General features: G+C 36.4%; 42 protein-coding genes, 1 tRNA gene and 1 pseudogene. 5 read left to right on the forward strand and 39 right to left on the reverse strand.

Annotated features, from left to right (window positions below):
• Nucleotides 1-12 precede the first annotated feature (12 nt).
• The 36 genes from terL to CP363_RS05300 all read right to left on the reverse strand — a co-directional run bounded on the left by terL (nt 13) and on the right by CP363_RS05300 (nt 16,955).
• Nucleotides 13-1,497 carry a phage terminase large subunit gene (gene terL / locus CP363_RS05120; protein ID WP_098035948.1) on the reverse strand — a complete coding sequence of 495 codons (1,485 nt, stop codon included), beginning with the start codon at nt 1,495-1,497 and terminating at the stop codon, nt 13-15.
• Entirely contained in the window at nt 1,484-1,981 is a 498-nt protein-coding gene (locus tag CP363_RS05125; RefSeq protein ID WP_098035949.1) for a hypothetical protein, read from the reverse strand. Before CP363_RS05125 ends, terL begins: the two co-directional genes overlap by 14 nt.
• Nucleotides 1,982-2,044: 63 nt before the next feature.
• Nucleotides 2,045-3,553 (reverse strand): DNA modification methylase, encoded by a 1,509-nt coding sequence (locus CP363_RS05130; protein WP_098035950.1) that lies wholly within the window; start codon nt 3,551-3,553, stop codon nt 2,045-2,047.
• A complete protein-coding gene (locus tag CP363_RS05135; protein ID WP_098035951.1) occupies nt 3,537-3,872 on the reverse strand; it encodes a hypothetical protein in 336 nt (111 codons plus the stop codon). The genes CP363_RS05130 and CP363_RS05135 overlap by 17 nt, the downstream gene beginning before the upstream one ends.
• 18 nt (nt 3,873-3,890) lie before the next feature.
• A complete protein-coding gene (locus tag CP363_RS05140) occupies nt 3,891-4,073 on the reverse strand; it encodes a hypothetical protein (RefSeq protein ID WP_098035952.1) in 183 nt (60 codons plus the stop codon).
• Nucleotides 4,073-4,303 (reverse strand): hypothetical protein, encoded by a 231-nt coding sequence (locus tag CP363_RS05145; protein WP_021355783.1) that lies wholly within the window; start codon nt 4,301-4,303, stop codon nt 4,073-4,075. Before CP363_RS05145 ends, CP363_RS05140 begins: the two co-directional genes overlap by 1 nt.
• A gap of 411 nt (nt 4,304-4,714) precedes the next feature.
• Nucleotides 4,715-4,785, reverse strand: a tRNA-Trp gene (locus tag CP363_RS05150).
• 259 nt (nt 4,786-5,044) lie between these two features.
• Nucleotides 5,045-5,539, reverse strand: coding sequence for a hypothetical protein (locus CP363_RS05155; RefSeq protein WP_233187136.1), 495 nt, complete (start codon nt 5,537-5,539; stop codon nt 5,045-5,047).
• A gap of 5 nt (nt 5,540-5,544) precedes the next feature.
• Entirely contained in the window at nt 5,545-5,739 is a 195-nt protein-coding gene (locus CP363_RS05160) for a helix-turn-helix domain-containing protein (RefSeq protein WP_198566936.1), read from the reverse strand.
• Nucleotides 5,740-6,031: 292 nt separating this feature from the next.
• On the reverse strand, nt 6,032-6,178 hold the full coding sequence (locus tag CP363_RS10730) for a hypothetical protein (RefSeq protein WP_158227358.1): 147 nt from the start codon (nt 6,176-6,178) through the stop codon (nt 6,032-6,034).
• Between the two features lie 2 nt (nt 6,179-6,180).
• Nucleotides 6,181-6,561: a VRR-NUC domain-containing protein gene (locus tag CP363_RS05170; RefSeq protein WP_089150482.1), complete on the reverse strand. Its 381-nt coding sequence runs from the start codon at nt 6,559-6,561 to the stop codon at nt 6,181-6,183.
• A 3-nt stretch (nt 6,562-6,564) separates the two neighbouring features.
• Nucleotides 6,565-6,720, reverse strand: coding sequence for a hypothetical protein (locus tag CP363_RS10790; protein WP_176713877.1), 156 nt, complete (start codon nt 6,718-6,720; stop codon nt 6,565-6,567).
• A gap of 14 nt (nt 6,721-6,734) precedes the next feature.
• Nucleotides 6,735-7,448, reverse strand: coding sequence for a Rha family transcriptional regulator (locus tag CP363_RS05175; RefSeq protein ID WP_089150481.1), 714 nt, complete (start codon nt 7,446-7,448; stop codon nt 6,735-6,737).
• Nucleotides 7,441-7,704 (reverse strand): hypothetical protein, encoded by a 264-nt coding sequence (locus CP363_RS05180; RefSeq protein ID WP_089150480.1) that lies wholly within the window; start codon nt 7,702-7,704, stop codon nt 7,441-7,443. The genes CP363_RS05175 and CP363_RS05180 overlap by 8 nt, the downstream gene beginning before the upstream one ends.
• Nucleotides 7,697-8,017 carry a hypothetical protein gene (locus CP363_RS05185; RefSeq protein ID WP_098035956.1) on the reverse strand — a complete coding sequence of 107 codons (321 nt, stop codon included), beginning with the start codon at nt 8,015-8,017 and terminating at the stop codon, nt 7,697-7,699. The genes CP363_RS05180 and CP363_RS05185 overlap by 8 nt, the downstream gene beginning before the upstream one ends.
• Before the next feature lie 20 nt (nt 8,018-8,037).
• Nucleotides 8,038-8,256 (reverse strand): hypothetical protein, encoded by a 219-nt coding sequence (locus CP363_RS05190; protein WP_089150478.1) that lies wholly within the window; start codon nt 8,254-8,256, stop codon nt 8,038-8,040.
• Between the two features lie 4 nt (nt 8,257-8,260).
• Nucleotides 8,261-8,572 carry a hypothetical protein gene (locus CP363_RS05195; RefSeq protein ID WP_089150477.1) on the reverse strand — a complete coding sequence of 104 codons (312 nt, stop codon included), beginning with the start codon at nt 8,570-8,572 and terminating at the stop codon, nt 8,261-8,263.
• Between the two features lie 149 nt (nt 8,573-8,721).
• Nucleotides 8,722-8,907: a prepilin peptidase gene (locus tag CP363_RS05200; protein WP_089150476.1), complete on the reverse strand. Its 186-nt coding sequence runs from the start codon at nt 8,905-8,907 to the stop codon at nt 8,722-8,724.
• Between the two features lie 18 nt (nt 8,908-8,925).
• The gene (locus CP363_RS05205; RefSeq protein ID WP_089150475.1) at nt 8,926-9,165 is read right to left on the reverse strand and encodes a hypothetical protein; all 240 of its coding nucleotides are present in this window, start codon (nt 9,163-9,165) and stop codon (nt 8,926-8,928) included.
• A gap of 15 nt (nt 9,166-9,180) precedes the next feature.
• Nucleotides 9,181-9,744: a hypothetical protein gene (locus tag CP363_RS05210; protein WP_089150474.1), complete on the reverse strand. Its 564-nt coding sequence runs from the start codon at nt 9,742-9,744 to the stop codon at nt 9,181-9,183.
• An 87-nt stretch (nt 9,745-9,831) separates the two neighbouring features.
• Entirely contained in the window at nt 9,832-10,197 is a 366-nt protein-coding gene (locus CP363_RS05215; RefSeq protein WP_089150473.1) for a hypothetical protein, read from the reverse strand.
• A 506-nt stretch (nt 10,198-10,703) separates the two neighbouring features.
• Nucleotides 10,704-10,919, reverse strand: a complete 216-nt coding sequence (locus CP363_RS05225) for a hypothetical protein (RefSeq protein WP_089150471.1) — start codon at nt 10,917-10,919, stop codon at nt 10,704-10,706.
• 11 nt (nt 10,920-10,930) lie between these two features.
• Nucleotides 10,931-11,344: a hypothetical protein gene (locus CP363_RS05230; protein WP_089150470.1), complete on the reverse strand. Its 414-nt coding sequence runs from the start codon at nt 11,342-11,344 to the stop codon at nt 10,931-10,933.
• Between the two features lie 21 nt (nt 11,345-11,365).
• The gene (locus CP363_RS05235; RefSeq protein ID WP_098035957.1) at nt 11,366-11,569 is read right to left on the reverse strand and encodes a hypothetical protein; all 204 of its coding nucleotides are present in this window, start codon (nt 11,567-11,569) and stop codon (nt 11,366-11,368) included.
• A 105-nt stretch (nt 11,570-11,674) separates the two neighbouring features.
• Nucleotides 11,675-11,968: a helix-turn-helix domain-containing protein gene (locus tag CP363_RS05240; protein ID WP_089150736.1), complete on the reverse strand. Its 294-nt coding sequence runs from the start codon at nt 11,966-11,968 to the stop codon at nt 11,675-11,677.
• Nucleotides 11,969-11,973: 5 nt separating this feature from the next.
• Entirely contained in the window at nt 11,974-12,882 is a 909-nt protein-coding gene (locus tag CP363_RS10935) for a helix-turn-helix domain-containing protein (protein ID WP_233187137.1), read from the reverse strand.
• 1 nt (nt 12,883) lies between these two features.
• The gene (locus CP363_RS05255; RefSeq protein ID WP_233187138.1) at nt 12,884-13,843 is read right to left on the reverse strand and encodes an ERF family protein; all 960 of its coding nucleotides are present in this window, start codon (nt 13,841-13,843) and stop codon (nt 12,884-12,886) included.
• Nucleotides 13,843-14,718: a DUF1351 domain-containing protein gene (locus CP363_RS05260; RefSeq protein WP_098035958.1), complete on the reverse strand. Its 876-nt coding sequence runs from the start codon at nt 14,716-14,718 to the stop codon at nt 13,843-13,845. Before CP363_RS05260 ends, CP363_RS05255 begins: the two co-directional genes overlap by 1 nt.
• Entirely contained in the window at nt 14,711-15,088 is a 378-nt protein-coding gene (locus CP363_RS05265) for a hypothetical protein (protein WP_089150719.1), read from the reverse strand. The genes CP363_RS05260 and CP363_RS05265 overlap by 8 nt, the downstream gene beginning before the upstream one ends.
• 57 nt (nt 15,089-15,145) lie before the next feature.
• A complete protein-coding gene (locus tag CP363_RS05270) occupies nt 15,146-15,325 on the reverse strand; it encodes a hypothetical protein (protein ID WP_089150720.1) in 180 nt (59 codons plus the stop codon).
• A gap of 7 nt (nt 15,326-15,332) precedes the next feature.
• Entirely contained in the window at nt 15,333-15,623 is a 291-nt protein-coding gene (locus tag CP363_RS05275) for a hypothetical protein (RefSeq protein ID WP_089150721.1), read from the reverse strand.
• Between the two features lie 12 nt (nt 15,624-15,635).
• Nucleotides 15,636-15,845 (reverse strand): helix-turn-helix domain-containing protein, encoded by a 210-nt coding sequence (locus tag CP363_RS05280; protein WP_098035959.1) that lies wholly within the window; start codon nt 15,843-15,845, stop codon nt 15,636-15,638.
• A gap of 8 nt (nt 15,846-15,853) precedes the next feature.
• On the reverse strand, nt 15,854-16,099 hold the full coding sequence (locus CP363_RS05285) for a hypothetical protein (protein ID WP_060463434.1): 246 nt from the start codon (nt 16,097-16,099) through the stop codon (nt 15,854-15,856).
• Complete coding sequence (locus tag CP363_RS05290; RefSeq protein ID WP_098035960.1) at nt 16,096-16,410, reverse strand: hypothetical protein; 315 nt, start codon at nt 16,408-16,410, stop codon at nt 16,096-16,098. Before CP363_RS05290 ends, CP363_RS05285 begins: the two co-directional genes overlap by 4 nt.
• Nucleotides 16,411-16,704, reverse strand: a complete 294-nt coding sequence (locus CP363_RS05295; protein WP_098035961.1) for a hypothetical protein — start codon at nt 16,702-16,704, stop codon at nt 16,411-16,413.
• Nucleotides 16,705-16,718: 14 nt separating this feature from the next.
• Complete coding sequence (locus CP363_RS05300) at nt 16,719-16,955, reverse strand: helix-turn-helix transcriptional regulator (RefSeq protein ID WP_098035962.1); 237 nt, start codon at nt 16,953-16,955, stop codon at nt 16,719-16,721.
• Nucleotides 16,956-17,128: 173 nt separating this feature from the next.
• On the opposite strand from CP363_RS05300, the gene CP363_RS05305 reads away from it, so the two are divergent.
• From CP363_RS05305 to CP363_RS05320, 4 genes are all read left to right on the forward strand, one after another.
• Nucleotides 17,129-17,473, forward strand: a complete 345-nt coding sequence (locus tag CP363_RS05305) for a helix-turn-helix domain-containing protein (protein ID WP_098035963.1) — start codon at nt 17,129-17,131, stop codon at nt 17,471-17,473.
• Nucleotides 17,474-17,486: 13 nt separating this feature from the next.
• A complete protein-coding gene (locus CP363_RS05310; RefSeq protein WP_098035964.1) occupies nt 17,487-17,894 on the forward strand; it encodes an ImmA/IrrE family metallo-endopeptidase in 408 nt (135 codons plus the stop codon).
• A 2-nt stretch (nt 17,895-17,896) separates the two neighbouring features.
• A complete protein-coding gene (locus tag CP363_RS05315) occupies nt 17,897-18,577 on the forward strand; it encodes a hypothetical protein (protein ID WP_098035965.1) in 681 nt (226 codons plus the stop codon).
• Nucleotides 18,578-18,657: 80 nt separating this feature from the next.
• Nucleotides 18,658-19,815 (forward strand): site-specific integrase, encoded by a 1,158-nt coding sequence (locus CP363_RS05320; protein ID WP_098035966.1) that lies wholly within the window; start codon nt 18,658-18,660, stop codon nt 19,813-19,815.
• A 206-nt stretch (nt 19,816-20,021) separates the two neighbouring features.
• Here CP363_RS05320 and CP363_RS05325 read toward each other — a convergent pair.
• Nucleotides 20,022-20,747, reverse strand: a pseudogene (locus CP363_RS05325) (aldo/keto reductase).
• Between the two features lie 17 nt (nt 20,748-20,764).
• Complete coding sequence (locus CP363_RS05330; protein WP_005720244.1) at nt 20,765-21,661, reverse strand: aldose 1-epimerase family protein; 897 nt, start codon at nt 21,659-21,661, stop codon at nt 20,765-20,767.
• A 360-nt stretch (nt 21,662-22,021) separates the two neighbouring features.
• Here CP363_RS05330 and CP363_RS05335 point away from each other — a divergent pair, with 360 nt between their 5' ends.
• On the forward strand, nt 22,022-23,251 hold the full coding sequence (locus CP363_RS05335; RefSeq protein WP_098035967.1) for an IS110 family transposase: 1,230 nt from the start codon (nt 22,022-22,024) through the stop codon (nt 23,249-23,251).
• A gap of 238 nt (nt 23,252-23,489) precedes the next feature.
• Here CP363_RS05335 and hslU read toward each other — a convergent pair whose 3' ends face one another.
• Nucleotides 23,490-24,887, reverse strand: a complete 1,398-nt coding sequence (gene hslU, locus CP363_RS05340) for an ATP-dependent protease ATPase subunit HslU (protein ID WP_057727017.1) — start codon at nt 24,885-24,887, stop codon at nt 23,490-23,492.
• Between the last annotated feature and the right edge of the window lie 10 nt (nt 24,888-24,897).

A 24,897-nucleotide genomic window follows, 5' to 3' on the forward strand; every position in this document is an offset into this window, starting at 1 on the left:
TTAACCTCCTTTCTAGTAACCAATAAATCCAAATGTTTGTTTTCTCTTGTGCTTTCTTAGATACATAAGTGCGTATCCTGCAGAGTCCACGTTGTCATCATGTTTCATAAATGGGAAGCCACACCATTCATCAATGATGTCTTGCACTTGCGGTATCCATTTTGGATGTGGCACATAAACTTGACCAGCTTCAAATAATGGACTGACTGACGCAAAACGTGTTTCCTTGCTGTCAGTCCCTGGACTAACTGGCGTAATACCATCAATATCTCGCTTTAGCGTATCAATCAGAGCTGGTCCATTAGCCTTGTCTTCAATTAGTTTTGCTACAGCTTCTGGATAAATACGTGACTGCGCTTTAATAGCACGTTGTGTCTCGGTAAAGGTTAAACGCTTGTGACACCAATTAGGACGTAAGAAGTAGCATGACATTGCAGATGACCACGTTTGACCAGCTACAAAGTCATCATTTTCTTTAGATTTAAAAGTAGCATCCCACGCCTGAACCGTTTGATCTAAGTGCCGTGGTAAGATCATGACTTCTTTTTCAGTTAAGTGTAATCTCACCATCGTCTCACGATCTGGCACATAGTACTTAATCCATTCACGCTTAATGATGTTACCATCTTGCGTTGTTGGTGCTTGCTGATACAAAGCGTTAAAACGTTGAGTACCAATGTTGCGCTTCTGAATCATCAACTGACTTAGTGGGTGTAGTTCTGGGTTAAGTGCTTCACCGTTGTGTCTGCCAATAGCATCTGTTTGACCAGCTGGTATATTAGTAGCAATAGCTGGAAATTTAATTTCTTCCCAGTTGAATTTGTGTTCGCTGTCTTCTGACTTGTCCATGTCTAACAGTCTGCCTGCTAGATCATCAGTCTGCCAGCGTGTCATGATCACAATTACTGACGCGTTCTTTTGTAGACGTGTACTAAATGTTGAAGCCCACTCACCCCAAACGTTATCTCTAATTGTTTGTGATGCGGCTTCTTTTTCGTCTTTGATAGGGTCATCAATAATAAGCAAGTTAGCTGGTCTACCAGTACCACCGCCAAGGATTGACGTGTAATAGGCTTCACCGTAATGTCCAGCAACGTCATATTCTTGTGAGTTAGCTAGTCCGAGATTGAGACCAAATAAGCGCGGTGCCCACTCTCTAAAGTGTTGCTTGCCACGCTTACTAAATCTTTTGTACATTGTTTCAGCATAAGACGTTACCATGATTGATTGATCTGGGTGTCTCATTAAGTAATAGCTGGGAAATGTTTCGGTTACTAGCATTGACTTTCCATGTTGCGGTGGCATAGAGATTATGAGGTTGTGCTGTTCACCGTCTACAATCTTTTGCAGACGATCACACACATACTTGGTGTAATTGAACAACTGAGCCTTCTTGTCAGCATTAGACAAGAGAAAATAATAGGCATAGCTTCTGCGTGCCAGTTCTTCTCTAGCCGCAAGAGCTACGCCTGCCTTTTGTTCATCAGTTAATTGCATCAAAGTCAACTCCTTCATCTAAGGTAGCAAGTTTTTCAAGTGTCTTAGTGTCAAGTTTTGCCATGCTATCCTTTGCCTTGCTTGCAGTAGTATCAATACGCTCTAGTTGCTTTTCTAAGAGCTTAACCTGCAGTTTAGCTTGCTTAGCCTTAGCACGATTCAAAGCAGTTCTAGCCGCTTGATCTTTTAACTTAACCTGTTGCTCTAAGTAATATGCACTTGTGCTTGCATCTTTTTCATTAATGATCTTGAGGGCGATATTAACTTTTGCTCTACTCTCAAGTTCATTTTTCCACTTAGCAAACTTCGTTAAATAATCAGGATGTCTTTTACAATAATTTCTCCAAGTATTCGGGGTGATTTCTATTTGTTCACAAGCCTTTTTAAGCGTACAGCCAGCAACGATAAACAACTTGAATTGAGCTAACTTTTCAGGTGTCATTTTTTCTGGTCTACCCGTTGTATCTTTTTTAGCTTTTTGCAAATAAAAATCACCTCCTTTTTTGGACAAAATAAAAGAACTAGCTTTTAACTAGTTCCTGCAGTTTTATTTGCAAATTAACTCGGCTTTTTCACCTGTAAATGATTCCCAACGATCAATAATTACATCAACCCATTTAGGTTCCAATTCCATTAAATATGCTGACCGTCCTAATTGCTCACATGCTATCAAAGTAGAGCCGCTGCCACCAAACATATCCAAAACTGTCTCACCTGGTCTACTACTTGATTCGATAGCCCTAGCACACAGCTTTAGTGGTTTTGGTGTTGCATGACCGCCAGTCTGTTCTTTTTCTTTGCCTGAAACTCTTTTAAAATGCCAAACGTTATTCATATTATCGTGGGTATTATTGAAATATGCTCTAGTAGAATAATATTCACGCTTAAGATCATCATATTCACGCTTAAGATCATCATATTCACGCTTAAAGGCATCACTATCTTTATAGTATTCCTGGATTTTTTTATAGTGTTCTTTTGTAATAAAGGACCACTGGGATTTAGTAAACCAATGCTTATACATTTGAGTTCCAGTGATCTCTTGCACTTTTTTAGACGTAAGTCCCACTTTTTCAGCTTCATTGCATAAATAAAGCCTAATTTTATCCCATCCATCAAAATAATGATCTGAGTTGCTGTTAAAGCCTTGAACCCCACACATTACAAATAAGCATTTTTCATCAGCAATAGCATAGCTTCTTGTGAAATCAACATTTTGAGCTTGACCGTTGCCTTTATCCCACGTAATCAGGTTTCTAAATGTGATTTGATTCTTTTTTATCATTGGCTTCAAAATATTGGAATAGATGTCCATCAATGGCTCATCAATTCCAAAGCAATACCACGAGCCGTTAGCCTTTAAATTGGAGAAACTAATAGGAATCCATTTTTTATTAAAAGTAAGTAAATCATCATAATTAAGATTGTCATTTGCCACGCCATCTGATTCTTTTTTCATTCCGTATGGAGGATCAGTGAATACTAGGTCACTTTTTTTACCTTGCATCAATTTACTAACCTGTTCAGGATCAGTACTATCACCACACATAACATAGTGATTGCCTAATTTATAAATTTGACCTTGCTGAACATCTGATTCTTCTGAAACTTCAATGTTGTAATCATCTTCATCAACATCGTCTTCACTTTCAGCATATTCATCAGTAGGTTCATCAACAGTATCAAGTGGTGTATCGTCATCAAAGCCAAATTGAGACATATCAATATCATCAATGCCTATTAATTCATCTTCAAGCAGTTCATCATCCCATGTAGCGAGTTCACCAGATTTGTTGTCAGCTAGTCTGTATGCTTTTACTTGCTCTTCTGATAAATCTTTAGCAACCACAACAGGTACAGTCTTTAGTCCTAGCTTCTGAGCGGCTTTATAGCGTGTATGACCAGCTATGATTACCCCCCCGATGTCTACAACGATGGGCTGTTGCCAACCAAACTCCTTAATTGATTTAGCTACAGCATCAACAGCATCATCATTGTTACGTGGGTTATTTTCGTAAGGCTTAATCTCATCAATTGATTTAGCTTCTACTTTCATTTTCCTTCTCCTTGATTGTACGGCTAATTCTCAATTCTAATGCAAAACTATAATCTTCCATTGCATCTAACTGTTTTTCCATTAGCTTTCTATTACCAGGCTTAATTGCTGAATTCTCTGAACCAATTTTAGAAATTGCATCTTGCAATCTACAGATTTTGTAATCTAAGGCATCCTTTTCATCTTTTAAATCATTAATCAACATTTTTAAAAGTTCCTTATCTCTAAATTTCTTCAACTCGGGCGTGATTTGACTACGCAAGTCCACACTAAAACCCGCTTCATTAGCTTGCTTTTCTTTAAACGTACTATCTTTCATCGTTATTCCTCACGATTGTTAGTTACATTGGTTACCAAAACGATCAATATAATCTTGCGGCATAAAGCCCGTTTCTTGCTTAAATAGAATCTTCTGCTTGATGTTAGCAACCGTGTTTGTCTTGCAATGCTTAACAATCTTTCTTGCCTTAACTAAACGGCTATGTCTTTGACATAGCTCAAAGTACTGTGTAGGGGTCATTAGTACAGGTCATCCAGATTACTTGGGTCAAACGCACCAGGAACTTTCTTATCTAGTTCTTCCTTGGCTTGTTCGCCTACGTCTTTAAAGTGCTTTGCCAGCTTGTCTTCAAGTTTCTTATCAAACTTAGCATCCTTTGCGGCTTCTACTTGCTTTGCTACCTGTAAAATAGTGTCCTTGTAAACTACGCCAATGACTACACCAGCGGCAAAAGTTAAAATTTTGTTCATAATTTTTCCTCCTAAAAACAAAAAGCAATAGCTTAGCAGCTACTGCAATTAACGTGATCCTGAATTTTTTGGATTCTAGTAGCCCACATCGCTGACTACAACGAGTAATGTTGGATTCGAACCAACACGGGTGCACTTCGTAACCGATTCAATTGAATGTGTTGTGAAACTGTTAATTATGGTTATACGCACCAGATTACTCAACGGGCACCACGGGTATTGAACCCATGCTACTCACCTAAATTCTTGGAGGAATCTAAATTAATAACAAGTATCAACTTAACGGTGAGCAGACTACCTATCTGCCCATAAAAGGCAAGCCTCTTCAAACTTGCCTTCGAGCTTATCAGGACTAGAACAACGTTTAATAAGCTCAGTCCGCTCAGTGGATTTACACGTCTTCGCAGACTACACAAGCCGAAGGATTCGAACCTTCATAACCAGTTTTGGAGACTGGCGTGTTGCCATTACACTAGGCTTGCAGGAGATAGGGCTGTGCTTTTTGCACAACCCATTTATTTATAAAAAAACAAAGGTTTATAATGATTCAAAAATAAACACTAATTTAAAAGTATTGAGCAACATCGAAAGACCAGATCTCTTTCCTAATCTTTCGACTCTACTAATATACCCCGCTTTAATGGTCAAGTGTTGGTCAAAAATGCGTCAAAAATTGGCGTTTTTTGGTCAAAAGTTGGTCATTTATTGGTCAAAAATTGGCGTTTTTTGGTCAAAAATAGGTCATTTATGCGCCATTAGGATAGGAATTAGCTTCTGGGCATTGTACTTCTTGCGGTACCGCTCTAGGTGTTGAGCGAATGTATAAAGTGCTTCGTCTCTTTTGCGTCCGTACGTTCTTGGAGAATAATTCATATCGTTATAAATCCATTGTGCAAAATCATTTTTAACGTATCTTCTAACCAAAATTTTGCGGTACGGATCCCGTTCGGTATCAGGGCAACTATTCATAGCTTCAACAACAGCACGTGTAGCATTTTCACAGTCCTTAACAATTGCATCGTACTTGTCTTGTTGCTCAATAGCTTTTAAAAATTGATCGGGCTGATGGTTTACATTACCGCCGCCGTGAACACCCGTAGGGTCAAGAAGTGGACTAGATAAGTAAGTTACCGGCAAACCTGAATAATTCATGATGTCCGGAAAATCATTTTCAAGAAAATTCTTTGCCTTGCTAATCGTTTTTTCTTTATCAAAATTCAAGTCTGCTAAACTCACAATCTTCACTCCCATGAAACCAGCCACGCTGGTGAAACTTCTAATACTTTTGCTAATTTCTCAACCCTACTTAACGAAGGCTCCCTTTGTTGCTTGACGTACCATTCAAGTGATCTCTCACTAATACCACTTAACTTAGATAAATCCTTTAAAGTAATATTTTTAGCAGCACAAGCTTCTTTAATCTTTAAAAACGCCATTACCAGTCTTCCCGTAAGTCTGGATCTAATACCAACATTGACCAACATACTAGAACTGGCAAGATTATAAATACTATTCCAAGAAACGCATTAAACCAGTTACAATGCGGCATCCATAGAATAAATAGGTTGCTAATAACACCAAAACAGATAATTCCAAATGATTGAGCAAGCCTCAAACCCCAAGTTTTTCTCTTATCTGCCAAAACTTGATAAAGGGTGAATAACGTCAACCCACATATGTAAACAGCAACCACTATCATAATTAATTGAAAATACATAATTTTCACCTTTAAAGTCCAAACAGCCAACGCAAATATATAAAAAGTAATTTAAACCCAGCTGCTCCAACGACAATAAACACAAAAGCTATTAACGCGCTGCCGAGCAACAGCGACAAAAACTCAAAAAAGCCTTTTATTTCTTCTTTTATCTTCATCGCTAAGCCCCTTTGTAATCTGGATAGCCGTAGCCGACTAATCCTTCATTGACTATCTTTACAGCGTCCTCAACCGATCTAGCTATACCGTGAATTACATGCTTGTGCATTAAATCGAGATGATACAGCTGTTGAGCTTGGCTGATTCTCCCTTTTGGTGCCTTAACTTCAATAAAAAATACTTGCTTATCTTTTAAACGGTACCCGATTAAATCTGGCGTACCGGGCTTAACGCCCCTGAACAGACCGCCATTCTTAGTTGGAATAGCACCAGCGTTTAGTCTAATGACAGCACAACGCCGCCAGTTTAATGTGGCGATGATTGCATTTTGAATTCTGTGTTCGGGACCTGGTCCCCGTCTTACTCTTCTAACTCGTTGCATTCTTTACTCCTGTGATTTCAAAATGATTTTTAAAGCATCCTCGCTTACGTGATGGGTTGCATGGTTGCCATAGCTGACAAAATGCAAATTTAAGTCATGTCCCATCACATAAGTTTTAAAGCCATCTGTAATTGTTTCTCCAACTCCGATATCTAGCATCAATCCACCACCAATCAAATTTTTAAGCTAGTTTGTGCGTTGGAATTTTGAATTTCACGTTGAAGGACAAAATCGGGATACCAATTCTGAGTAAATTCCATAGCCTTTTCAAAATATTGTTTTTCCAAGCTGTCATAACGTGGAATTTGAAATTCTTTTTTGAAGTCTTTACCAAACGCATTAAATACTTTTCTAGCCTTAGTGTCTTTGTAGTAATTGCTATCTACACCGCCCACAGCTTCAATTACTCTCTTTTTTCTCGCTTGAAGCAGCTGGTAGCGTTGAATTTCACTTAATTCACTTGTTTTCTCAATATGGTCAACACGGGCTTCAACTTTTCCAACACGCTTAACCAGCCGATTAGTAACAACCATTGTGAGTTGCAATTGTTCCTCTGGTGTTTGTGGCAAGCTACTTTCATTCCTGATTAATTCGTCCATTTGATTAAAAGCTTCAATATACTCTAGCTTGAACCTCATTGCATCCCTGCCAGTAAAGCCCATCGCCAACAAAGTAAAGCCATCACGATTCATGTAGTACATTGGTTGCTCATGCCCTTGTCGATTTACATAAGTACTTTCAACAAACATTTTTCCGACTGCGCAATTTTGCGCAGTCAAATTTTTAATTGAACGCATAACATCTCTGTGATTCTTGCTAAAGACTTCTGCAACTTTTAAGCTAGTGGTTAAAGCCTTCCGGCTCTTCATGATTACTAAGTCATTCATCTTGTGACGCTCCTTTCATAAACTCAGCCATCTTTTTACCGTCTTCAAAAGCTTGTTCAGCTCTACCATCGGCATAGCCGCCATTATAGTTAGAGGTTCCTACTTCTTTAACCAATCGAGCTAAAACTTTAGCTTGATTGTGATTAGTTACTAGCTTTTCTTGATCAATTAAGTCATAACCATCAGAAGTAATAAGACCGCTGATATTTTGGACAGCTAAGATGTTTTTTAAGTAAGTTACCGGTTCACTAGTCATTTTCTTTATCCTCATAAGTTACTGCTGTTACTAGTTCGTTATTCTCATCTTTAAGGGTTACCACATTAACAACATCATGAACCTTCATAAATTCATTGGGATCTTCACCATCGGAAAGATTGAATTCTTGTTGCTGAAGGTGGCTGTTTCTTTTCTCCTCATAGATGACTAAAGCTGACCAATCACCGGGATTGTAGTCATCCGACATCACTTCCGTGAATTTGATATCAATAATCTTTTTATCTTTGATAAAATCATTAATTTCTTTATCTAAATCTGACAAGCTAGTATTACAAATAGTTTTTACTTTCATTTTTATTGCTCCCCAATATGCTATAATCCGTCTGTAACTTTAAATTTAGTGTTTTCATCAAGCTTTCGCCCACAATTGGGGCAATACTTCACCAGGAAAGGCAAACCGTCAACCATTAAGTACCACTTGCCATCTAATTCATTAAGATAGATATGAAGCGCACTATTTGATTCATATAAATCAGGTCCATCATGATAAGCATTTAGCGTCGCACAAAGATAACAGCCTTCTTTGCTCATAAGATCACTCCTCAATCATTACTTTTATTCTTCTAGCGTGGAATTTTTCATCACCTAGCGTGAAATACGCATCATGATAAATGCCCGGCTTAATACCAGTTTCTTTATGTAAAGTAACGGTTAAAACAAATTCCGACTCAACTTCGTAGTAATCTTTACCGGGAAATTTGTAAGCCCACGGCACTTTTTTATGATCTGTAAAGTAAAGATTTTGCTTATGCAAAATTGGATCAGCCGTTTTACCATCAGAATGAAAGGTCCATTGACCTTCTTTATCTACGTCAATTAGCACAATGCCATCAGCAACAGATGTCACTTGCTACACCACCAATCTTTTAAAATACTGATTAAAGTCCAGCCCGTATACGCCACCAGCCACACCATTGCGGTAACAACAAACATGGCCAGTAGAACTTTGATTACGTCAATAAATTCTTGCATTACTATAACCTGCTCTTTAATTTTTTAGTCATTGTTGTCTTCACTATTGCGTACAGTCAAATGATCAGCATTAGCGCCGCATAAGGGACAATGCAAATCGTCCTCCGCAGTCAGAACATCATAAGTGTCCAATAACGAATCCCCTTCGCAATTATCACAATGGAAAAGCATTTCACCTTGTCCACGTCCAGTTAATCTTTTACAGTTCATAAATCTTCACCTTCATGTTTATGCCTTCTTTGTTAATTTTCGGATTTGATCCAATTTTTCAGCTAAATCATCGGTTTTTTCTTCTGGATCATGACCCGTTAAAACGTAGATTTGATTCATCAGGTCAATCAGTCTTTCTCGCTCTGCTTCATCCTGATCTGCTTGCTTATGCCAATTTGTAGCTTTTTCATGATAGTATTCAGCATAATTTTGATAGTACTTAGCTAATTCTTGCACTTCTTTTATGTCATCAGTCATCTTCATGCTCCTTTATTAGCAAAATTCCCATTGAAGTTTTTTATCAGCACTTTCTTTCCAAAACTTCAAAAAGCTATTTATTTCTTCTGCCCATTTGCCAGCTTTTTTCTCACGTAGCATTTCTTCATCGCAATACTTAGTAAATTGCTCATAGGACTCTTGAATTTCATCAGTGCTAAATTCACCATCACAATCAGAATGTAGGAAGAAGTTAAGCAATGATGTATTTTTATAGCAATCATCATAGTAAATACGAGTATTAAATACATCAGAATCGTCATATCTAATACCTACTAACTCACAGAGTTCTTTTCTAAGAAAATTAAATTGACCATATCCAATATTAAAACTATAAACTTCATCCACATCAGCAATTAGTTCAGCGTCATCATCCATTTCTTCATACTTTTTAATATCGCTTTCAAGTAATTCTGGATGTAGATAGTAGCAAAACATATCTTTACGAGGCTTAATCATTTCATCGTCAAACTTGTCATAAGAAATGCTATATTTAGCCTTAAATTTATTTTTTCTTGCTTTAGTTTCTTTTGGGTCATATGCGATAATATCTAAACTCATTTTTATTTATCCTTAATTTCTAAATTTGATACTCCATTAACCAATTTATCTGTATATTGATAAATTAGTTGTACGGCACTGTCATAACTAATTTGTTTCATTTTCATGCTCCTTAAGCAATCTTGAACTCAATATTGCATAACCACTATCGCTTGGACTTCCATCAGATATTTTTAAAGAAGCGTGTACTTTATGTACGTAAAATAATTTTTTTAAGGCGCTCAGCATTTCATCAAGATTGGTAAACCAATCTGGAAATGTAATGAAATTTGCTTGATCAGGCTTGGAGCTATATAATTTCACAATACTAAAGTATGTTTTATTTTTTTCTCCAAACCTTTTTACTATTAAGCCATATGCATGTTCTTGAAAGCCTTTTTCAATCAGTTCAACAACATCGCCTACTTTAAAAATCGTTGTTTCTTGTTTGTTGCGTTTATCAATTACTTTCATTTTCATGCTCCTTACTCGTACCTGTTACACTACAGCCCCATGGAACTATGCAGAACGGGCACTGAATTACAGCATCACAGTCTTTTTGCAAAACTCTAAATTCGTGATGACAATTGACGCATTTGAATTCATACCAATAATCTTTAAAAACTACTTTATTCATTTTCATGCTCCTTATTTATTTCCCAGAATGAATAACCAAAATGCTCAAATGCAATATCAGCCCACTTAACATTTTTTGGTAAGTTATTCATTGCTTATTCCTTACCTGATTCGCCAAACATCCCTAGTAAATCACTCAAAGAGATACCGTTTGAGCTAGTATCCGGAATGGATTGGATTTGTTCTCTGGCCTTTTCTGCTTTAAATAAGCATATTCATATTCAAACCCATCACTCCACTCTGAGTCATACATCTCCGTTTCAGAAATATATTCTCCGCTGTAGATTTCAGCCCCAATATGGTCTGGATGATTGAAATCGCAATAAATACATTTAGTCATTTACTTATACCTCATAAATATCAATTTCTCTGCACTTCAAGTCAGCCCAGAGTTCATCACGATCACGTGCCATGATTTTGATTTTATTAGTATAAGGATTAAAAAATCCACACCACGGTTCTTCATTGAAACGTGCCCGATAATAGCCACCCATCGTTCTTGGCCAGACAGCATACTCATGCTTATTAATTAACTGTTTTGGTGATAAAATCATTCGCATATTATCCCCCCTTAGTAGTCAAATGCATCGTCAAGCATACCTTCTAGGTCATCTTGCCAATAGTCTGTATCTAAGCCATAAATGTTCTGCAAATGATACAATAGTTGTTCAGTCAATTCTTGTGCATCATCTCTACTATTAAATCTAGTGGAATACGATTCTATTTTTTCAAGAATCTCATTAATTGCCTTGCGACGCTCATTAGCCCTTAACGTGGCTTCAGAAACATCTTGAAATGTTAAAGTATCACGCTTCAGCCCTACTATGTTTTCAATATCACGCAAATTTAAATTGTCAGCATCAATAATTTGTGCGTCTTTCACATCTTTTGATGTTAAATAATCAATATTGCCTGAAACCAGTCTTCTGTTAACGGCTGTGACGTATTCTTGTTTGTCAGTATCATAAATAATTGCTTTAGTCATCTTCCTGCTCCCCTTGCATTTTTAATACTTGATTTCTGTAACATTTTCATAACCGTAGTACTTGCATAGTGCGTCTTCTGCTTCAAGGAAGCTGTCAAACTCACCTATTTCGCACTTAGCGTACGGGTGTAACCAGTGCAGCTCGTACTTTTCTTTTTCGTTAAGAGCAACCTTGATAAGCGGATCGCCGTCAAGACTTTTTACCCGAAACAGAACACTAGGCATTGTGATCGCTTCTCACTTTTGGTGCGTGTCCAACCGTCCACGGTGCTAGCGTTTCATCCCTGTGGAGTTACTACGCAACCAATTTTTAAATCAAAAATAATTTTTTTACAGCCTCTCCTTTAATTCTTCTTTGCTAATGCCGCAAACAGTCATAACTTCATGAATTACCTGCAAGGCTTCTTTTTTAGTTAAATGGTCGTATCTCCCTTGCAAATAAGGAACAGATACACCAAAGTAATCGGCTAGCTTTTGCCAAATTTCAACTTTTGGGTTTCTATCTCCCCGCTCGTATTTTGCTAGTGCATCAGGTGATACACTAAAATTATTTTTACTTAATTGATTTCTCAACTGCTTTAAAGTTAAGCCATGTTGTAGCCTTAGTTCTTTGATTCTGTTCATTTTCCTTACCCTTCAAAGTATTTGTCATTTGCTAACCCATCTCGGAGCATCTTTAGCAAGTAGGCAAACGGATCATTTAACATGTTCCATTGCATTTTCGTCTCAAACTTGCGGACAACGGCGTTTAGAGTGTCAATGTTAATTCGATAAAGTAAACTTCTTAGTTGCTTAATCTCGTCGTATGTTGGAGTAGTAGTTTTGTCTTTCATACCGTCGTTCATTCTTGCAATTTGGAAAAATTGTTTATAAATTTGTTCACGTTCTGGGTCTTCTTCTCTTCTTCGCCCAGAAGAAGAATTACTAATTGTATTACTATTAGATGTATTACTAGATGTATTACTTGGTACACTATAGTTAATGGGGTCTAAACTATTGTTAATACCCCTTTTACTAGAGTTAATACCCCCTAAACTATTGTTAATACCCCTTTTACTAGAGTTAATACCCCCTAAACTATTGTTAATACCCCTTTTACTAGAGTTAATACCCCCTAAACTATTGTTAATACCCCTTTTACTAGAGTTAATACCCCCTAAACTATTGTTAATACCCCTTTTACTAGAGTTAATACCCCCTAAACTATTGTTAATACCCCTTTTACTAGAGTTAATACCTCTAATTATTTTGATTGATCTTGTGGTAACCCGATTTTCGGTTTTGTACTTAACACTTATGTAGCCCTTTTCCTTTAGGTGCTTGATTATTTTTGACACATAAGCCGGTGTCATCCCTATAAAACTGGCAAAATGTTTATTACTTGCAAAGCAACCGTTCTCACCATCAAGACTGTCAATTTCAGTTAAGATGACTACTTCCATAATCGTTAAATTTTCATCAAGCCAATATTCAGCAGGAATCCAAACACCTTTGAACTTGCGATTGTTTTCGCTTGTTTTTCTTTTTTTAGCGGTCATGCTAATCACCTAAAATGTCATCAAATAAACTCTGTTGTCCATCACTCATCGAGGTGTCTTCTTTTTTATCGGGAAATGGGTCTGCTTTAGGCTTATCCACGATATCCTTGATTACCTCGTCCTCCGATTTAGGTTTCTTTATCTTTTTGACCGCTTCTTTAACCTGCTGGTCTTTTTCTTTTCGGCGGTCAATTGCTTTTTGCTTAGCTTTGTCAAGATGATGGTTAAGCTCGTAATCACCAAGCAACTGTCTAATATAGTCACCTGTTGCCTTATCATGCTTACCTTTAATCCAGTTTTTAGCCTTAATTGAGTGATTGTTAACGTAATCTTCAAAAATGATTTTTATAGCACTTTCATCAACCGCTTGCGATTGATTCATTTTTTGCATTTGTGCGTCGTCATCATCTTCACTGGCAATGCCGAACGCGGCTGAAAGCGAATACCTTTTACCGTAACTAATTAAGCTTGCAGTAGATTGTGCATCCCCGATATATAAATTTTTGAACCAAACTTTATTAGTCCGCTCACTATAGCCGGTAGCTGCATCGACGATTACCGTTTCAACAGTTACGCCTTCCGCCCCATTATCGATATCAAAGTAGTAGGTTAATAGCGGTTTCCCGTCTTCTTTTGTGGTTTTGACGGCATCCATAATGGCTCTATCAACGTCAGCCAAATCCGCATACTTGTAAGTGTAGTGATACGGTTTTTTATACTTAGTTAGTCCGCTTACTTCAACTTCGTGTGTCTTTTTTGGCTGCACAATAGCCATCTTGACCATTGCTAAATGCATAGCCCATGAAGCTTTATCTTTTCGATTCTGCTGCTCATCAGTATAAGTAAGAATCTTTAATTTTGGCTCATTGTCTGTTTTTTTGTACTTTTTGATGTCAAAATTTTTAATTAATTCTGGATTTGGCTCAATAAAATCATCAAAACCTTGTTTTTTTGTAGTCATTATTTAATTCTCCTAGCTTTAATTCCCCAGTCTTTTAAGAAGCTGTTTAATTGGTCAACCTGATACTTAGTAACGTTTTGAAATTCCAGTCTAAAGGTATAAGTTTTATCTTTAACTTCGCCCGTTTGAGGGTCAATCGCCTTATCGCCATGCTTAACCAAGTCGGCTTGTTCTTTTTGCTTAGTTTCTTTTTGCTTTTTAGCAATTGCGATCAGTTCATCTTTTTCCGCTTGCATGTCGTTGAGAATCTCATCAAGTGGGACCTCTCTTTGCAATTGGTCGAAGTAGTGAGCAAATGGAATTCCTAATTCATCGGCTTTTTGAATGATAATTCGTTTGTTTGTTTCAAGTTGCTGTTTATTTTTGCGTAAAATATCAACTTGCTCGTACAGTTCGGCTTCAAATTTAGGGTTACTATAGGTTTTGTTGTCCCAACTGGCGTTATACCTAATCTTGCTAGGGTCTACGCCAGCATCTTCACAAGCTTGTTTAATGAATTTGACATGTTGATCATGCTTATCTTGTCTTAGCTTGTCATCGTAATGTTTAAGCTGTGAATCGATGTTCTTTGTTGTTTCGTCAATAATTGCTATCAAGTCATCAATGTTAGCTTTAAACATCTTGGCTGGCTTTTGAATGCCACTAGTAATCGAGATTCTTTGCGAATTGATAGTTCTTTTAAGCTTGTTGAGATTCTTTCTTACTTCTTTTGAGGATTTAAGATTTTGTGGTGTTACTGTCCAATCAGCAAATTCATCGTGAACTTTTAAGATGTTGCCTTTCATCTCTTCATACTTTGGGAAAATAATTTCAGCTGGTTTATAGCTTACTGGGTACTCAATACCGTCAAATTGGATTAGTTCGTTGTTAGTCATCGTAAATATCTCCTAGTTCCTCGCCATCAAAGTATTCAAAGATCAATTCTTTTAGTGAATCTTGGTTTAAGTCATTCCAATCGGCTAAGAAATCGCCCATTGAAAAGCTTGCTTTGCCTAGCCCGTAACCAAGCGATTTTGCAAACTTGTTCAAATCACCTTTATAATCTCGATTTACCTTTTTCATGAAAAAGTCCATTGGCTTTTCATAAGCATTGTCAAGGTCACCAGCATTTTTAGTAATTAATGCCTGTTCTTCGCCGTCCCAAAAAAGAATTGCATCCGGTTCTTCTAGTGATAAATCTCTTAGCGCTTGATTTTCGTACAAGTACTTTGCTTCTTTTACTTGTTCTGCATTTAACGTTTCCATTGTGGTATAATCTCCTTGTTGAAATATTTTTTCTTTGTTTAACACCCTTTACTGTTTCTAGCAGTAGAGGGCTTTTTGTTTTGCTAAACCAAGAAACTTTTTAACTTCTTTGGTCAGTCTAGCGAAATCCCCACTAGCAACGCTAATAGCATTACTATTAGCAAGAACACTGCGTTGGAAGTCTGTAAGTTGATTCTTTTGTCCACTTGAAAAAATTCGTTTATAAATTGATTCCATAGCTTCATTAGTCCTCCACTTGCTTTTTAATCATTTCTTTTAAAGCTTTAAAATCCGTCGATAGCCCGTTTTCATCTGCTTCTTTCTTTACCTGCTCGTAAAATTGAATCGCTAGAATCATTTGTTGAGGTAGCGACGCCATAATTGCTGTTTGGTATTCAATGCCCAAGAATCCATTTTTGAGTGTTAGTGGTACTTGCAAGGTGTCGCCTGGGATTTGAAGAATTGCAAACGAATTCTTGTTTTGAATGATTTCTTTAACCGCTTTTTGCAAAATGTCATAACCGTCTTGTCTCACTTTTTAGTCTCCTTAATTCATTGCTGATAACCAATCAGCTTTAACTTTTAAAACTTCTGCAAGTTCATGAAGTACTCGCTTGTTAGGAAAACTAGAACCTTGCTCATACCGCCCAATAGTTCTAACTCCAAGCCCTACGGCTTCCGCCAATTGCTCTTGTGTTAAGTTCTTGTTTTTTCTTGTTCGCTTTAAACGAACTTTGAAGGTTGCTGAATTATTCATATGCTCACCTACTTTCTAAGCTTCTTTACGGCACGTACACCTAAAGCCGTAAAGAGAATTAATAGAACTAACAGCAGTGAAATGATCTGATCGGAATGTGTTGTGCCGTAAATGCAAACCTGTTCAACGATTGCAAATGGTAAAAATAGAATTGCTAAGAACTCTAAGAGCTTTCCAAACGCTTTAGTCATATGACTTAAAACGTGATCTAACTTAGTTCTGCCGTACTCTCTTTCGTATTCTTCTTTGCTCATTTTGCTTTCTCCCTTTGAACTTGCTTGCCGTTTTCAATGCAGTAATCAATTACCGACCTACGAGCTGCGTTAACTAGTTCTGTTGTCTTTTCCGACTTCTCACGGTTTTCAAAGAACCTAACCATCACTTCACTTAGCAAGTCTTGCAAGCCTTTATAGCCAGGTTCAAATGCTACTAGTGAACCGTTATCTAGCCAGAGATAAAATCTATAATCTTCATCGCTGGTGATATTGAATTGGTCCGACTTGTCATCAAATACGCCAAATTCTTTGACGATTTCGTAGACTTTTTTATCTGTAATAACTGTCATTTAAATCACCTTTTCTAAATACCTACGCTTAGATTCCTCCGCAAACTGATCTAAGTCTTCCCGCAAATAGTATTTATTGCCGTCATCGCCAAATGGAAAAGTTGGGTCAAGTTTTCCAGTCTTAACGGCTTTATCAAGTGTGCCGCCGCTAAAGCCTAAATACTTAGCAGCACCTTTGCGGTTGAACATTTTTTGATCAATTACTTCGCCACGTTTTTTCAGTTCCTCTCTAACTACTTCTTGAACAATCTTTTTAATGATTTGTTTCAACATAGCCAGGTTAAGAAGTTCCATTTTTAGTCACCCTTTCATTTAATTTTTAAACGATTTGTGTAACTTTCGGCTAAAAAAACAGCGGGATTAATCTTTAAGATCTTTGCAACTTTAAACGCTAAATCCGCATCAAACCCACCGTGATGGATTTTACTATTAAGCGTTTGTGGAGAAACTCCGATTTTTTGAGCAATGAAGTTTTTTTTAATACCTCTTTCTTTTACCAATTGGTCGAAAATTTCTCCCGCATTATCTTTTGCTACGTTAACCATTCACTCACCTCTTTAAACTATTTGTTTAATTCCTTTCACTAACTATAATACTACATTTTGTTTAAAATACAATACTTTTTTAAACTTATTTTTTAAAAAAGTAAACTAGGCGTTTAAAAGTTATACAATTAATTTAACAAACCGATTAGAACGCTGAGATAGGAGGATTATTTATGAGTGTTTTCAGTGAACGTTTAAAGCAAAGAAGGCTGCTAAAGGACTGGAGCAAATCAGCCACTGCTCAAAAGCTTGGAATCAGCGCACAACGCTATTCAAATTGGGAATATGGTTCAAGGGAGCCAGACTATGAAATGCTTATTTCAATTGCTAAATTATTTGATACAACTACCGATTACTTAACGGGTAAAACCGATAATCCGATGCAAAATGTAGAAGATCAAAAAGATGACCTGGACGACATGATAGATGATGCAAGATTTTTTGACGGCAAGCAGATGGACGACCACGACAAGGAACTGGTTAGAAGCATATTGAAAAGGATTTATAACGAAAAATAAAGGGTGTGTCGTTATGGATACCAAAGTTAAAAAGTTACTCAAAGAGTTAAACATTAGGTTAGAGTTTGCTCCCTTGCACTGCCCTGGCTTGCTTGTCCCTGGCAAAGATGGCAAGCCTAACGTGATGATCGTTAACTCAAAATACAGCGATGAAAAAGCTGAGAACGTGATTCTGCATGAATTAGGTCATGCTTTAAATGATAAGAACATACAAGGCAACTATAAAGATGATGATTGTGTTCATACTCAAAGTGAGCATGGAGCAAATGTTTTTTGGATTCACGAAAAAATCAAACAGTACTTTGCGTTAGGTAATGATCTTGACAGCGCGAATTGGTTGAATATTGCAAATGCGCTTGGAACAACTGATTACTTTCAGGTTCAAGAAGAAATACATAAATATGCTTTATTGGAGGAATAGTTATGGCAGGTTACATTATGTTTTTGGCAATTGGGTTAGGATTAATTCCATTTGCTTTTTGGATTGATAACGTAAACAAAAATTCAACTTTAGGAAAAGAACACCCCGAAAAATTAAAAAAGCCTTTGCATAAGCGCTGGTGGATATACCTAATAGCGATCATTTTGGTAGTTGGCAGTATTGGCAATTTAGCCGATCCATCAACTTACAAGTCAACAGCTAATAAATCTCACCGTTTAGCTAGTGATAAAGAAATGCAAAAGGAATATAAAAAGACGGTTGAAGACCGTGAGAATGCTGAAAGTCAAAATTTACCTGGTCAAAAATTAAATAAAAATCTAGCAACTAAAGGCGAATTTTTCTGGACTGCTAAAAATAATAAAAAAGTTCACATCTTTGCTTCTGATGGTAAAGTTACCGCTATTAAATATGTTTTGAAGCCAGATACACAAAGTACCGTCACCTGTCAAAGCCTTTTAGAAAATCTATTCAATGATAATAATTTGAAATACGGTGATGACAAGGAAAGTAGCGATGACGCATTACTAGATAACAATTCATCTTATAACTTTTATTCACCTGCCCATAAAAAATGGTATTGGGTAAGCTTTAGTGCAGCTAACGAAAAAGATATGGTTTCTACTTTTTCCGTTTATTCCGGAAAAAATAGCGACGCAAAATAAAAAACACCCGCCTACTCTAGCGAGCGGACGGGTTAAATTATACGAATCAAAAGAACATTAGTTTAGAAAGGACTAGAACAATGCCTAGAAAAAAAGATCCTGAAATTTACGATTACAAATTAAAATCGGGTAAAACCAAATACGGTTTCAAAACCTACATCGGTATCAATCCAGAAACTGGTAAAGCCATTAAACCTACTAGACAAGGCTTTGACAGTTATAAGGAAGCTGAGCAAGCCAAAATCAAGTTAAAAGCTAAGGGAGCTGTTGCTGTTGCTGCTAAGTATAAAGCTGAATCAGATCAGAAAACCGTTCGAGAGGTTTATAATATATGGTTTTCTATTCAAAAAGATAATGTAAGAGGATCAACCTTATATAATATTCAATGCGATTGGAGAAACCACATTGAGCCTGAATTTGGCGATAAATATATAAATCATATTGATATTACACGGCTACAAAAATTTGCTAATGACTTATCAAAAAAATATATCAATTTTCACTATAAAGTAAATTTGTTACACAGAATTATCAAATATGCAATTTTACGTGGATGGTGTAATGAAGATCCTTTTAATAAGATTATCGTTCCTAAAAAATCATCTAAAAAAAGTACACGTCCCCAAAACAATTTTTATAATTTAGATGAAATGAAAGAATTTCTAAGTGCTGCAAAAGAACATAACTATACTTACTATACTTTTTTTGTAGTTTTAGGAAATTTAGGACTTAGACGTGGTGAAGCTTTAGCCCTAAAATGGAAAGACATTGATTTTGATAAGCAAATTGTACATATCAATCACACAGTTACTCACAATTTAGAAAACAAAAAGGTAATTGGTGATCCTAAAACTTATTCATCAAAAAGAAAACTATCTTTGTCTAAAAGCTTAATTGACGTTTTAAAGCAGTATAAAAAAACTCAAATGGTTTATAATCGAGCAGATGATTTTGTTTTTCATACGAAAAACGGCAGCTTCTTTAATTCACCAGTAGTGTCAGAATGGATGAAAAGTATTTATCATTTCTACCCGAATTTAAGGAAAATAACAGCTCACGGCTTTCGTCATAGTTTAGCCACACTGCTTTATGAAGGTAGTGACAAGATAACTCCTAAGGATGTACAATACGTTTTAGGACATTCTAGAGTGACAACTGCACTCAACATTTATACTCATGTTACTCAGAAACAAAAAAGTAACATTAAAAATGCGGTCAACAACTTGGATCTAGAATAAAAAATCACTTTTTACGTATTTTTTACGTAGAAATTCATTTTTTTAAGAGTAAAAAAATGAATTTATTGCTTGTATCCTTGATATAAAGCCAACTAATGCTGATAAGATGTATACTTTTGTAAAAATCATGCAATATATGAACAAAATTTGACGACAAAATAAGCATCCCTACGCCATAAAAGATCGTTTTAGGGATGCTTATTTAATTAATAATCTAATTCTTGATCCATACTTGCAGGCCAGCCACCAATACCACGTTTTTGATCAAGGCCACGCAATGTCTCCATCTCTTCAGCAGTAAATTCAAAATCAAAAATATCCAAATTATCCTTCATGTGTAACGGATTCATCGAGCCAGGAATAGTCATGATATTTTCTTGTACCAAGAAGTGTAACGCAATTTGTGGCACTGTCTTATTATACTTCTCAGCCAAAGAAAGTAAGGTTGGGTCATTAAATAAAGCCTTCATTCCTTCACCGAGTGGTGACCAAGATTCATGTACAATATTATTTTCAATTAAATATTTATGCATTTTCTTTTGTTGCTTAAAGACAGACGTTTCAATTTGATCAACTACTGGCTTAGTATCGAAATTATTCATAATTTCATTTACTTGATCATGGTTGAAGTTACTCAGTCCAATTGAACGTAGCTTTCCCGCCTGATATGCCTCCTCAAGTGCCTGGTAAGTACCTAAACTATCAGACATAGGCCAGTGAATAATCATTAAATCAAAATAGTCTTGCTGGCGCGAATTAACGATTCATCAATCCCCTTCTTCGTCTCTCTATAACCACTTGTTTGCGCTTTAGTGGTCAAAAAAATGTCTTCACGTTTAATGCCGCTTTTGTTAATAGCATTGCCTACTTCTGCATGTTCCAAAGCCAAAGATTGGAGTTTTTACACCGTTATTAAAAGTTAAATATTTTATTTTTATTCCTCAATATTTTATTCAGGATCAGATGCAGAGTGATAAGTAATACTAAATCCAGCTTGATATTCCTTACCTGGCTCCAAATGATTCATACCATATTTGTGCTCTAGCTCACCATCAGCATCTTCTCTATCTGCAATTCCCCACCATGGCTCAATACATACATAATTAGCGGTATTTGGATATTGTGACCAAATGCCAACATATGGTGCATTTCTAGTCCAAACATTGATGTGGAATTTACTCTTATCAGTTCTCAAAGATACTTTATTGTCATGACCATGTAATTCATAAATCAAGGCATCATCTTTAAATAGCTCATCACTTAAACCAATAAAACTATCAGTCGAAGCTAGAGAACGATTATTCCAGTCAAGATATGCTCCTTTAAGTGGGATTTTTACCCTAGCAATAGATGGATGCATATCGAAATAATAATCTTCTTTCTCTTCCCCATTATTTACTGGTAAGTTAAATCCAGGGTGACCACCTACACCAAAAATCATAGTTTCATCTGATTTATTGACTACGCTAAAGTTTTCTTCCAATAAATTATTCATCAAATTATAGTTAACTCTGAATTCAAATTTAAATGGATACATTTCACGCGTTTTTTCATTATCTTTCAGTAAGAACGTGATACTTTCTTGTGTATGATTCTCCACTTCAAAATCACAATCACGGGCAAAACCATGCTGACCCATATGATAGGTCTTACCTTGATACTTATATTCATCATTCTTAAGTCGCCCTACAATTGGAAAAAGTACAGGTGCATGTCTGCCCCAGATCTCTGGATCAGCTTGCCACATATATTCTTCACCGGTATGAGCTCCTTTAACGCTCTGAACTTCAGCTCCGTGATCCGAAATCACTACTTCGATCATATTATTCTTGATTGTGTAATCCATAACTAAATTTCCCTCTACATATCAAACAGTTAAAAATCATAATGTAATCGCTTAATTATTTATATTTTAACATTAATGCGTCAATAAGCCAGAATAAAAACAAAAGAAACATACTAACCTAGTGTTGGATCATGAATCGACGGATTCACGATCTGGCACTTTTTATTTTGTCTAAAATAGAAAGTGAAGATAAAGCAAATCAAGTCTTCAGCTTTTTAGACACTTGATGTCGTAAAAGAAACGGACTGCTTTACCACCTATTCTTAAGTCTCTTCGAAGTCTGTGGGCACTTAGATGCCGTGTTTAGAAAATTAGAATTAATAGGTTGATAAAGAGGTTTATCTTCACAGCGGAGGTTATATTATGGAATCACAAATTATTTTCGGTATTGATGTTAGCAGTAAATCTTCCACAGTTTGTGTGGTTAATGACCGGATCAAACAAGGCGAATCTTTTAGAATCTCTAATGATTCCTTTGGCTATCAAAAACTTTATGAGCAACTGAACCAATATTTGATAACTCCTTTAGTTGTTTTCGAAGCTACTGGTGTTTATTCTCTAAGCCTGCAAGCTTTCTTAGAGGATTATCATATTAAGTATTTGAAGCTTAATCCGCTTAAAGCGAAAAAGCTAATGGACAATAATTTACGCCATAATAAAACTGATAAGGTAGATGCTTATCGCCTGGCTTTAATTCAATTTAATGCCCCGCAAAAGCTGCGTGATCCACAGCCCAGAGAGTATCATGAACTTCAGAATGCCAGTCGCTATTATGAAGAACTTACTAGGAGTATAGTTACTACTAAAAATCAATTGCACCGCAACCTCCAATCCACTTTCCCACAAATTGAAGAAATACTGTCTCATCCATCTGGCAGAATTTATTGGGCGCTTGTTAGTCTTTTCCCACATGCTGGATATGTTCTAGAAAAGAATGAGACACAGGTAACTCAAATGCTTAATTCTATTTCTGGAATAGGACAACAAAGGGCACGGTACTTAACCACAAGATTATACGCTTTTGCTAGAGAAGCTTATCCTTATGATTCCAAAGATAGTATTATCGTTAGAGCTATTCAAAGGAACATTTCTAATTTATTTTCACTCCAGCAAGAACGCGACTATGTAATTAACTACATGGAAAAGCTGGCTAAAGCAGTAAACGTTCGTGCTTTATCCATCTATTTGAGTATCCCAGGGGTTGCTAGAATTACAGCAGTGAGATTAGTAGCAGAGCTCGGTGATCTAAGACGGTTTAGCACTTCAGCTCAAATTGATGCGTTTGTTGGCATTGATCCAGGAAGGTACCAATCTGGTGAAAAAGACAGTTCTCTTGGCATTACCAAGCATGGCAATCATATTGCCAGAAAAATACTTTATCGAGTTATTATTCAAATGGAGACGGTAAAGGCTACGCAGCCTTGCCATATAACTGATTATTATGACAAGAAAAAACGATCTTCAAATAGCCAAGGCTATAAGAAAATCGCCATTGCATCAGTCCATAAACTGATACGCACAATGTTTGCTCTTATCAAACATGATCAATTATATGATTACAACATAGCCACCAAAAATAAAAGACTTTAGCTGAAATCAAATAATCAACTTAAGTATAAGCAACCTATGGAAAAACTACAAGTATTCATAGGCTTATTTGTGGTACTTTCGCTTTTTCTTAAATTTAAACTCTTATTTGCTTTAACCTTATTCGCATCATTAAAACAAGTAAATTTATTTTCTTAAATCATTGATAATACTTGACTTTGGGTAGAAAAAAAGCATTCAAACTTTGAATTGAATGCTTCATTCGTGATTCTTTGATCAATTAGAGAATAAATTTAGTTAAGTCTTTATTCATAATAATATCGCCTAACTTATCTTCAACATAGGCTTCAGTAACTGTGATTTCACCCATTTCCATATCAGGCCCTTCGTAAAGAACGTCTTCTAAGAGCTTTTCAAGAATAGTTGAAAGTCGACGAGCACCAATATTATCAGTGCCTTGGTTAACATTAAAGGCAATCTCCGCAATTTTATCAACGGCTTCTTGGGTGAAGACTAACTTAATGCCATCTGCCTTCATTAAAGCAATGTATTGCTTAAGCAATGAATTTTGTGGATCCTTCAAGATCTTGACAAAATCGTCCTTGGTTAAAGCGTTAAGCTCAACCCGAATTGGAAAACGTCCTTGAAGTTCTGGAATCAAATCACTAGGCTTGCTTTCAGCAAAGGCACCTGCAGCAATAAACAAAATATGATCAGTTGAAACTGGGCCATATTTTGTATTTACAGTTGAGCCTTCAACGATTGGTAAAATATCTCTTTGAACACCTTCACGAGAAACTTCACCAGAATTACGTTTATTACCAGCAATAATTTTATCAATTTCATCAATAAAGATAATTCCGTTATTCTGGCTTCTTTCAATAGCATGTTGATAGATAGCGTCATAGTCAACTAACTTACGTGATTCTTCTTGAATCAAAACTTCACGTGCTTCTTTTACTGATAAAGTACGCTTAACCTTTTTCTTAGGCATAAGATCACTAAGCATTGAACCCATATCCATCCCCATTTGACCCATCATGTCACTCATTGGGTTGGCCTTAGGAGCTTGTTCTACCTCTATGGTAACTTCGTGATCTTCAAGTAAGCCTTTAGCTAGCTTTTCAGCCACATCCATTCGTTTGTTTCTTACATCAGCAGAAACATCCTCTTCATGATCTTCTTCGCGATTATTTTCTCCCATCAACATAGACATCATATCTTGCATTTGCTGCATTTGATTTTCACGACGTTCATGTTTCTCTGCTGGAGCTAACAAACGAACCAATTCTTTATTTGCTTCTTTAGTTGCTTGAGTCTTTACACGAGCAAATTGGTCCTTTTCTTCCATTCGTACGGCTTCGGAAACCAAGTCACGGACCATTGATTCAACGTCACGTCCTACATAACCTACTTCAGTAAACTTTGTTGCCTCTACTTTAACAAAGGGAGCTTCTACAATATCAGCTAAACGACGAGCAATTTCAGTTTTACCTACACCAGTAGGACCAGCCATTAATAAATTCTTAGGCGTTACTTCACGTTGCATTTCTTTAGATAACTGCATTCTACGGTAACGGTTGTAAAGAGCTATCGCAACTGATTTTTTAGCTTCATCTTGGCCAATAATATATTCGTTTAAAATTTTAACTATTTCTTTTGGGGTCTTAATAGCCATTTCCTTCACT

This window comes from Lactobacillus sp. UMNPBX12 (assembly GCF_002553955.1).
In the GTDB taxonomy this organism is placed as follows: domain Bacteria; phylum Bacillota; class Bacilli; order Lactobacillales; family Lactobacillaceae; genus Lactobacillus; species Lactobacillus crispatus.

Bases quoted from the DNA above. Each gene is read 5' to 3' on its own strand.
- CP363_RS05145 (WP_021355783.1), bottom strand. From the start codon at position 4,303: ATGAACAAAATTTTAACTTTTGCCGCTGGTGTAGTCATTGGCGTAGTT.
- CP363_RS10730 (WP_158227358.1), bottom strand. From the start codon at position 6,178: ATGAAGATAAAAGAAGAAATAAAAGGCTTTTTTGAGTTTTTGTCGCTG.
- CP363_RS05285 (WP_060463434.1), bottom strand. From the start codon at position 16,099: ATGAGCAAAGAAGAATACGAAAGAGAGTACGGCAGAACTAAGTTAGAT.
- CP363_RS05175 (WP_089150481.1), bottom strand. From the start codon at position 7,448: ATGAATGACTTAGTAATCATGAAGAGCCGGAAGGCTTTAACCACTAGC.
- terL (WP_098035948.1), bottom strand. From the start codon at position 1,497: ATGCAATTAACTGATGAACAAAAGGCAGGCGTAGCTCTTGCGGCTAGA.
- CP363_RS05135 (WP_098035951.1), bottom strand. From the start codon at position 3,872: ATGAAAGATAGTACGTTTAAAGAAAAGCAAGCTAATGAAGCGGGTTTT.
- CP363_RS05130 (WP_098035950.1), bottom strand. From the start codon at position 3,553: ATGAAAGTAGAAGCTAAATCAATTGATGAGATTAAGCCTTACGAAAAT.
- CP363_RS05315 (WP_098035965.1), top strand. From the start codon at position 17,897: ATGGCAGGTTACATTATGTTTTTGGCAATTGGGTTAGGATTAATTCCA.
- CP363_RS05305 (WP_098035963.1), top strand. From the start codon at position 17,129: ATGAGTGTTTTCAGTGAACGTTTAAAGCAAAGAAGGCTGCTAAAGGAC.
- CP363_RS05225 (WP_089150471.1), bottom strand. From the start codon at position 10,919: ATGCGAATGATTTTATCACCAAAACAGTTAATTAATAAGCATGAGTAT.
- CP363_RS05210 (WP_089150474.1), bottom strand. From the start codon at position 9,744: ATGAGTTTAGATATTATCGCATATGACCCAAAAGAAACTAAAGCAAGA.
- CP363_RS05330 (WP_005720244.1), bottom strand. From the start codon at position 21,661: ATGGATTACACAATCAAGAATAATATGATCGAAGTAGTGATTTCGGAT.
- CP363_RS05160 (WP_198566936.1), bottom strand. From the start codon at position 5,739: ATGGCGTTTTTAAAGATTAAAGAAGCTTGTGCTGCTAAAAATATTACT.
- CP363_RS05255 (WP_233187138.1), bottom strand. From the start codon at position 13,843: ATGACTACAAAAAAACAAGGTTTTGATGATTTTATTGAGCCAAATCCA.
- CP363_RS05235 (WP_098035957.1), bottom strand. From the start codon at position 11,569: ATGCCTAGTGTTCTGTTTCGGGTAAAAAGTCTTGACGGCGATCCGCTT.
- CP363_RS05295 (WP_098035961.1), bottom strand. From the start codon at position 16,704: ATGGAACTTCTTAACCTGGCTATGTTGAAACAAATCATTAAAAAGATT.
- CP363_RS10935 (WP_233187137.1), bottom strand. From the start codon at position 12,882: ATGACCGCTAAAAAAAGAAAAACAAGCGAAAACAATCGCAAGTTCAAA.
- CP363_RS05190 (WP_089150478.1), bottom strand. From the start codon at position 8,256: ATGAGCAAAGAAGGCTGTTATCTTTGTGCGACGCTAAATGCTTATCAT.
- CP363_RS05280 (WP_098035959.1), bottom strand. From the start codon at position 15,845: ATGAATAATTCAGCAACCTTCAAAGTTCGTTTAAAGCGAACAAGAAAA.
- CP363_RS05300 (WP_098035962.1), bottom strand. From the start codon at position 16,955: ATGGTTAACGTAGCAAAAGATAATGCGGGAGAAATTTTCGACCAATTG.
- CP363_RS05310 (WP_098035964.1), top strand. From the start codon at position 17,487: ATGGATACCAAAGTTAAAAAGTTACTCAAAGAGTTAAACATTAGGTTA.
- CP363_RS05215 (WP_089150473.1), bottom strand. From the start codon at position 10,197: ATGAAAGTAATTGATAAACGCAACAAACAAGAAACAACGATTTTTAAA.
- CP363_RS05265 (WP_089150719.1), bottom strand. From the start codon at position 15,088: ATGGAAACGTTAAATGCAGAACAAGTAAAAGAAGCAAAGTACTTGTAC.
- CP363_RS05260 (WP_098035958.1), bottom strand. From the start codon at position 14,718: ATGACTAACAACGAACTAATCCAATTTGACGGTATTGAGTACCCAGTA.
- CP363_RS05200 (WP_089150476.1), bottom strand. From the start codon at position 8,907: ATGAACTGTAAAAGATTAACTGGACGTGGACAAGGTGAAATGCTTTTC.
- CP363_RS05205 (WP_089150475.1), bottom strand. From the start codon at position 9,165: ATGACTGATGACATAAAAGAAGTGCAAGAATTAGCTAAGTACTATCAA.
- CP363_RS05240 (WP_089150736.1), bottom strand. From the start codon at position 11,968: ATGAACAGAATCAAAGAACTAAGGCTACAACATGGCTTAACTTTAAAG.
- CP363_RS05230 (WP_089150470.1), bottom strand. From the start codon at position 11,344: ATGACTAAAGCAATTATTTATGATACTGACAAACAAGAATACGTCACA.
- CP363_RS05320 (WP_098035966.1), top strand. From the start codon at position 18,658: ATGCCTAGAAAAAAAGATCCTGAAATTTACGATTACAAATTAAAATCG.
- CP363_RS05290 (WP_098035960.1), bottom strand. From the start codon at position 16,410: ATGACAGTTATTACAGATAAAAAAGTCTACGAAATCGTCAAAGAATTT.
- CP363_RS05140 (WP_098035952.1), bottom strand. From the start codon at position 4,073: ATGACCCCTACACAGTACTTTGAGCTATGTCAAAGACATAGCCGTTTA.
- CP363_RS05270 (WP_089150720.1), bottom strand. From the start codon at position 15,325: ATGGAATCAATTTATAAACGAATTTTTTCAAGTGGACAAAAGAATCAA.
- CP363_RS05180 (WP_089150480.1), bottom strand. From the start codon at position 7,704: ATGACTAGTGAACCGGTAACTTACTTAAAAAACATCTTAGCTGTCCAA.
- CP363_RS10790 (WP_176713877.1), bottom strand. From the start codon at position 6,720: ATGCTAGATATCGGAGTTGGAGAAACAATTACAGATGGCTTTAAAACT.
- hslU (WP_057727017.1), bottom strand. From the start codon at position 24,887: ATGGCTATTAAGACCCCAAAAGAAATAGTTAAAATTTTAAACGAATAT.
- CP363_RS05170 (WP_089150482.1), bottom strand. From the start codon at position 6,561: ATGCAACGAGTTAGAAGAGTAAGACGGGGACCAGGTCCCGAACACAGA.
- CP363_RS05185 (WP_098035956.1), bottom strand. From the start codon at position 8,017: ATGAAAGTAAAAACTATTTGTAATACTAGCTTGTCAGATTTAGATAAA.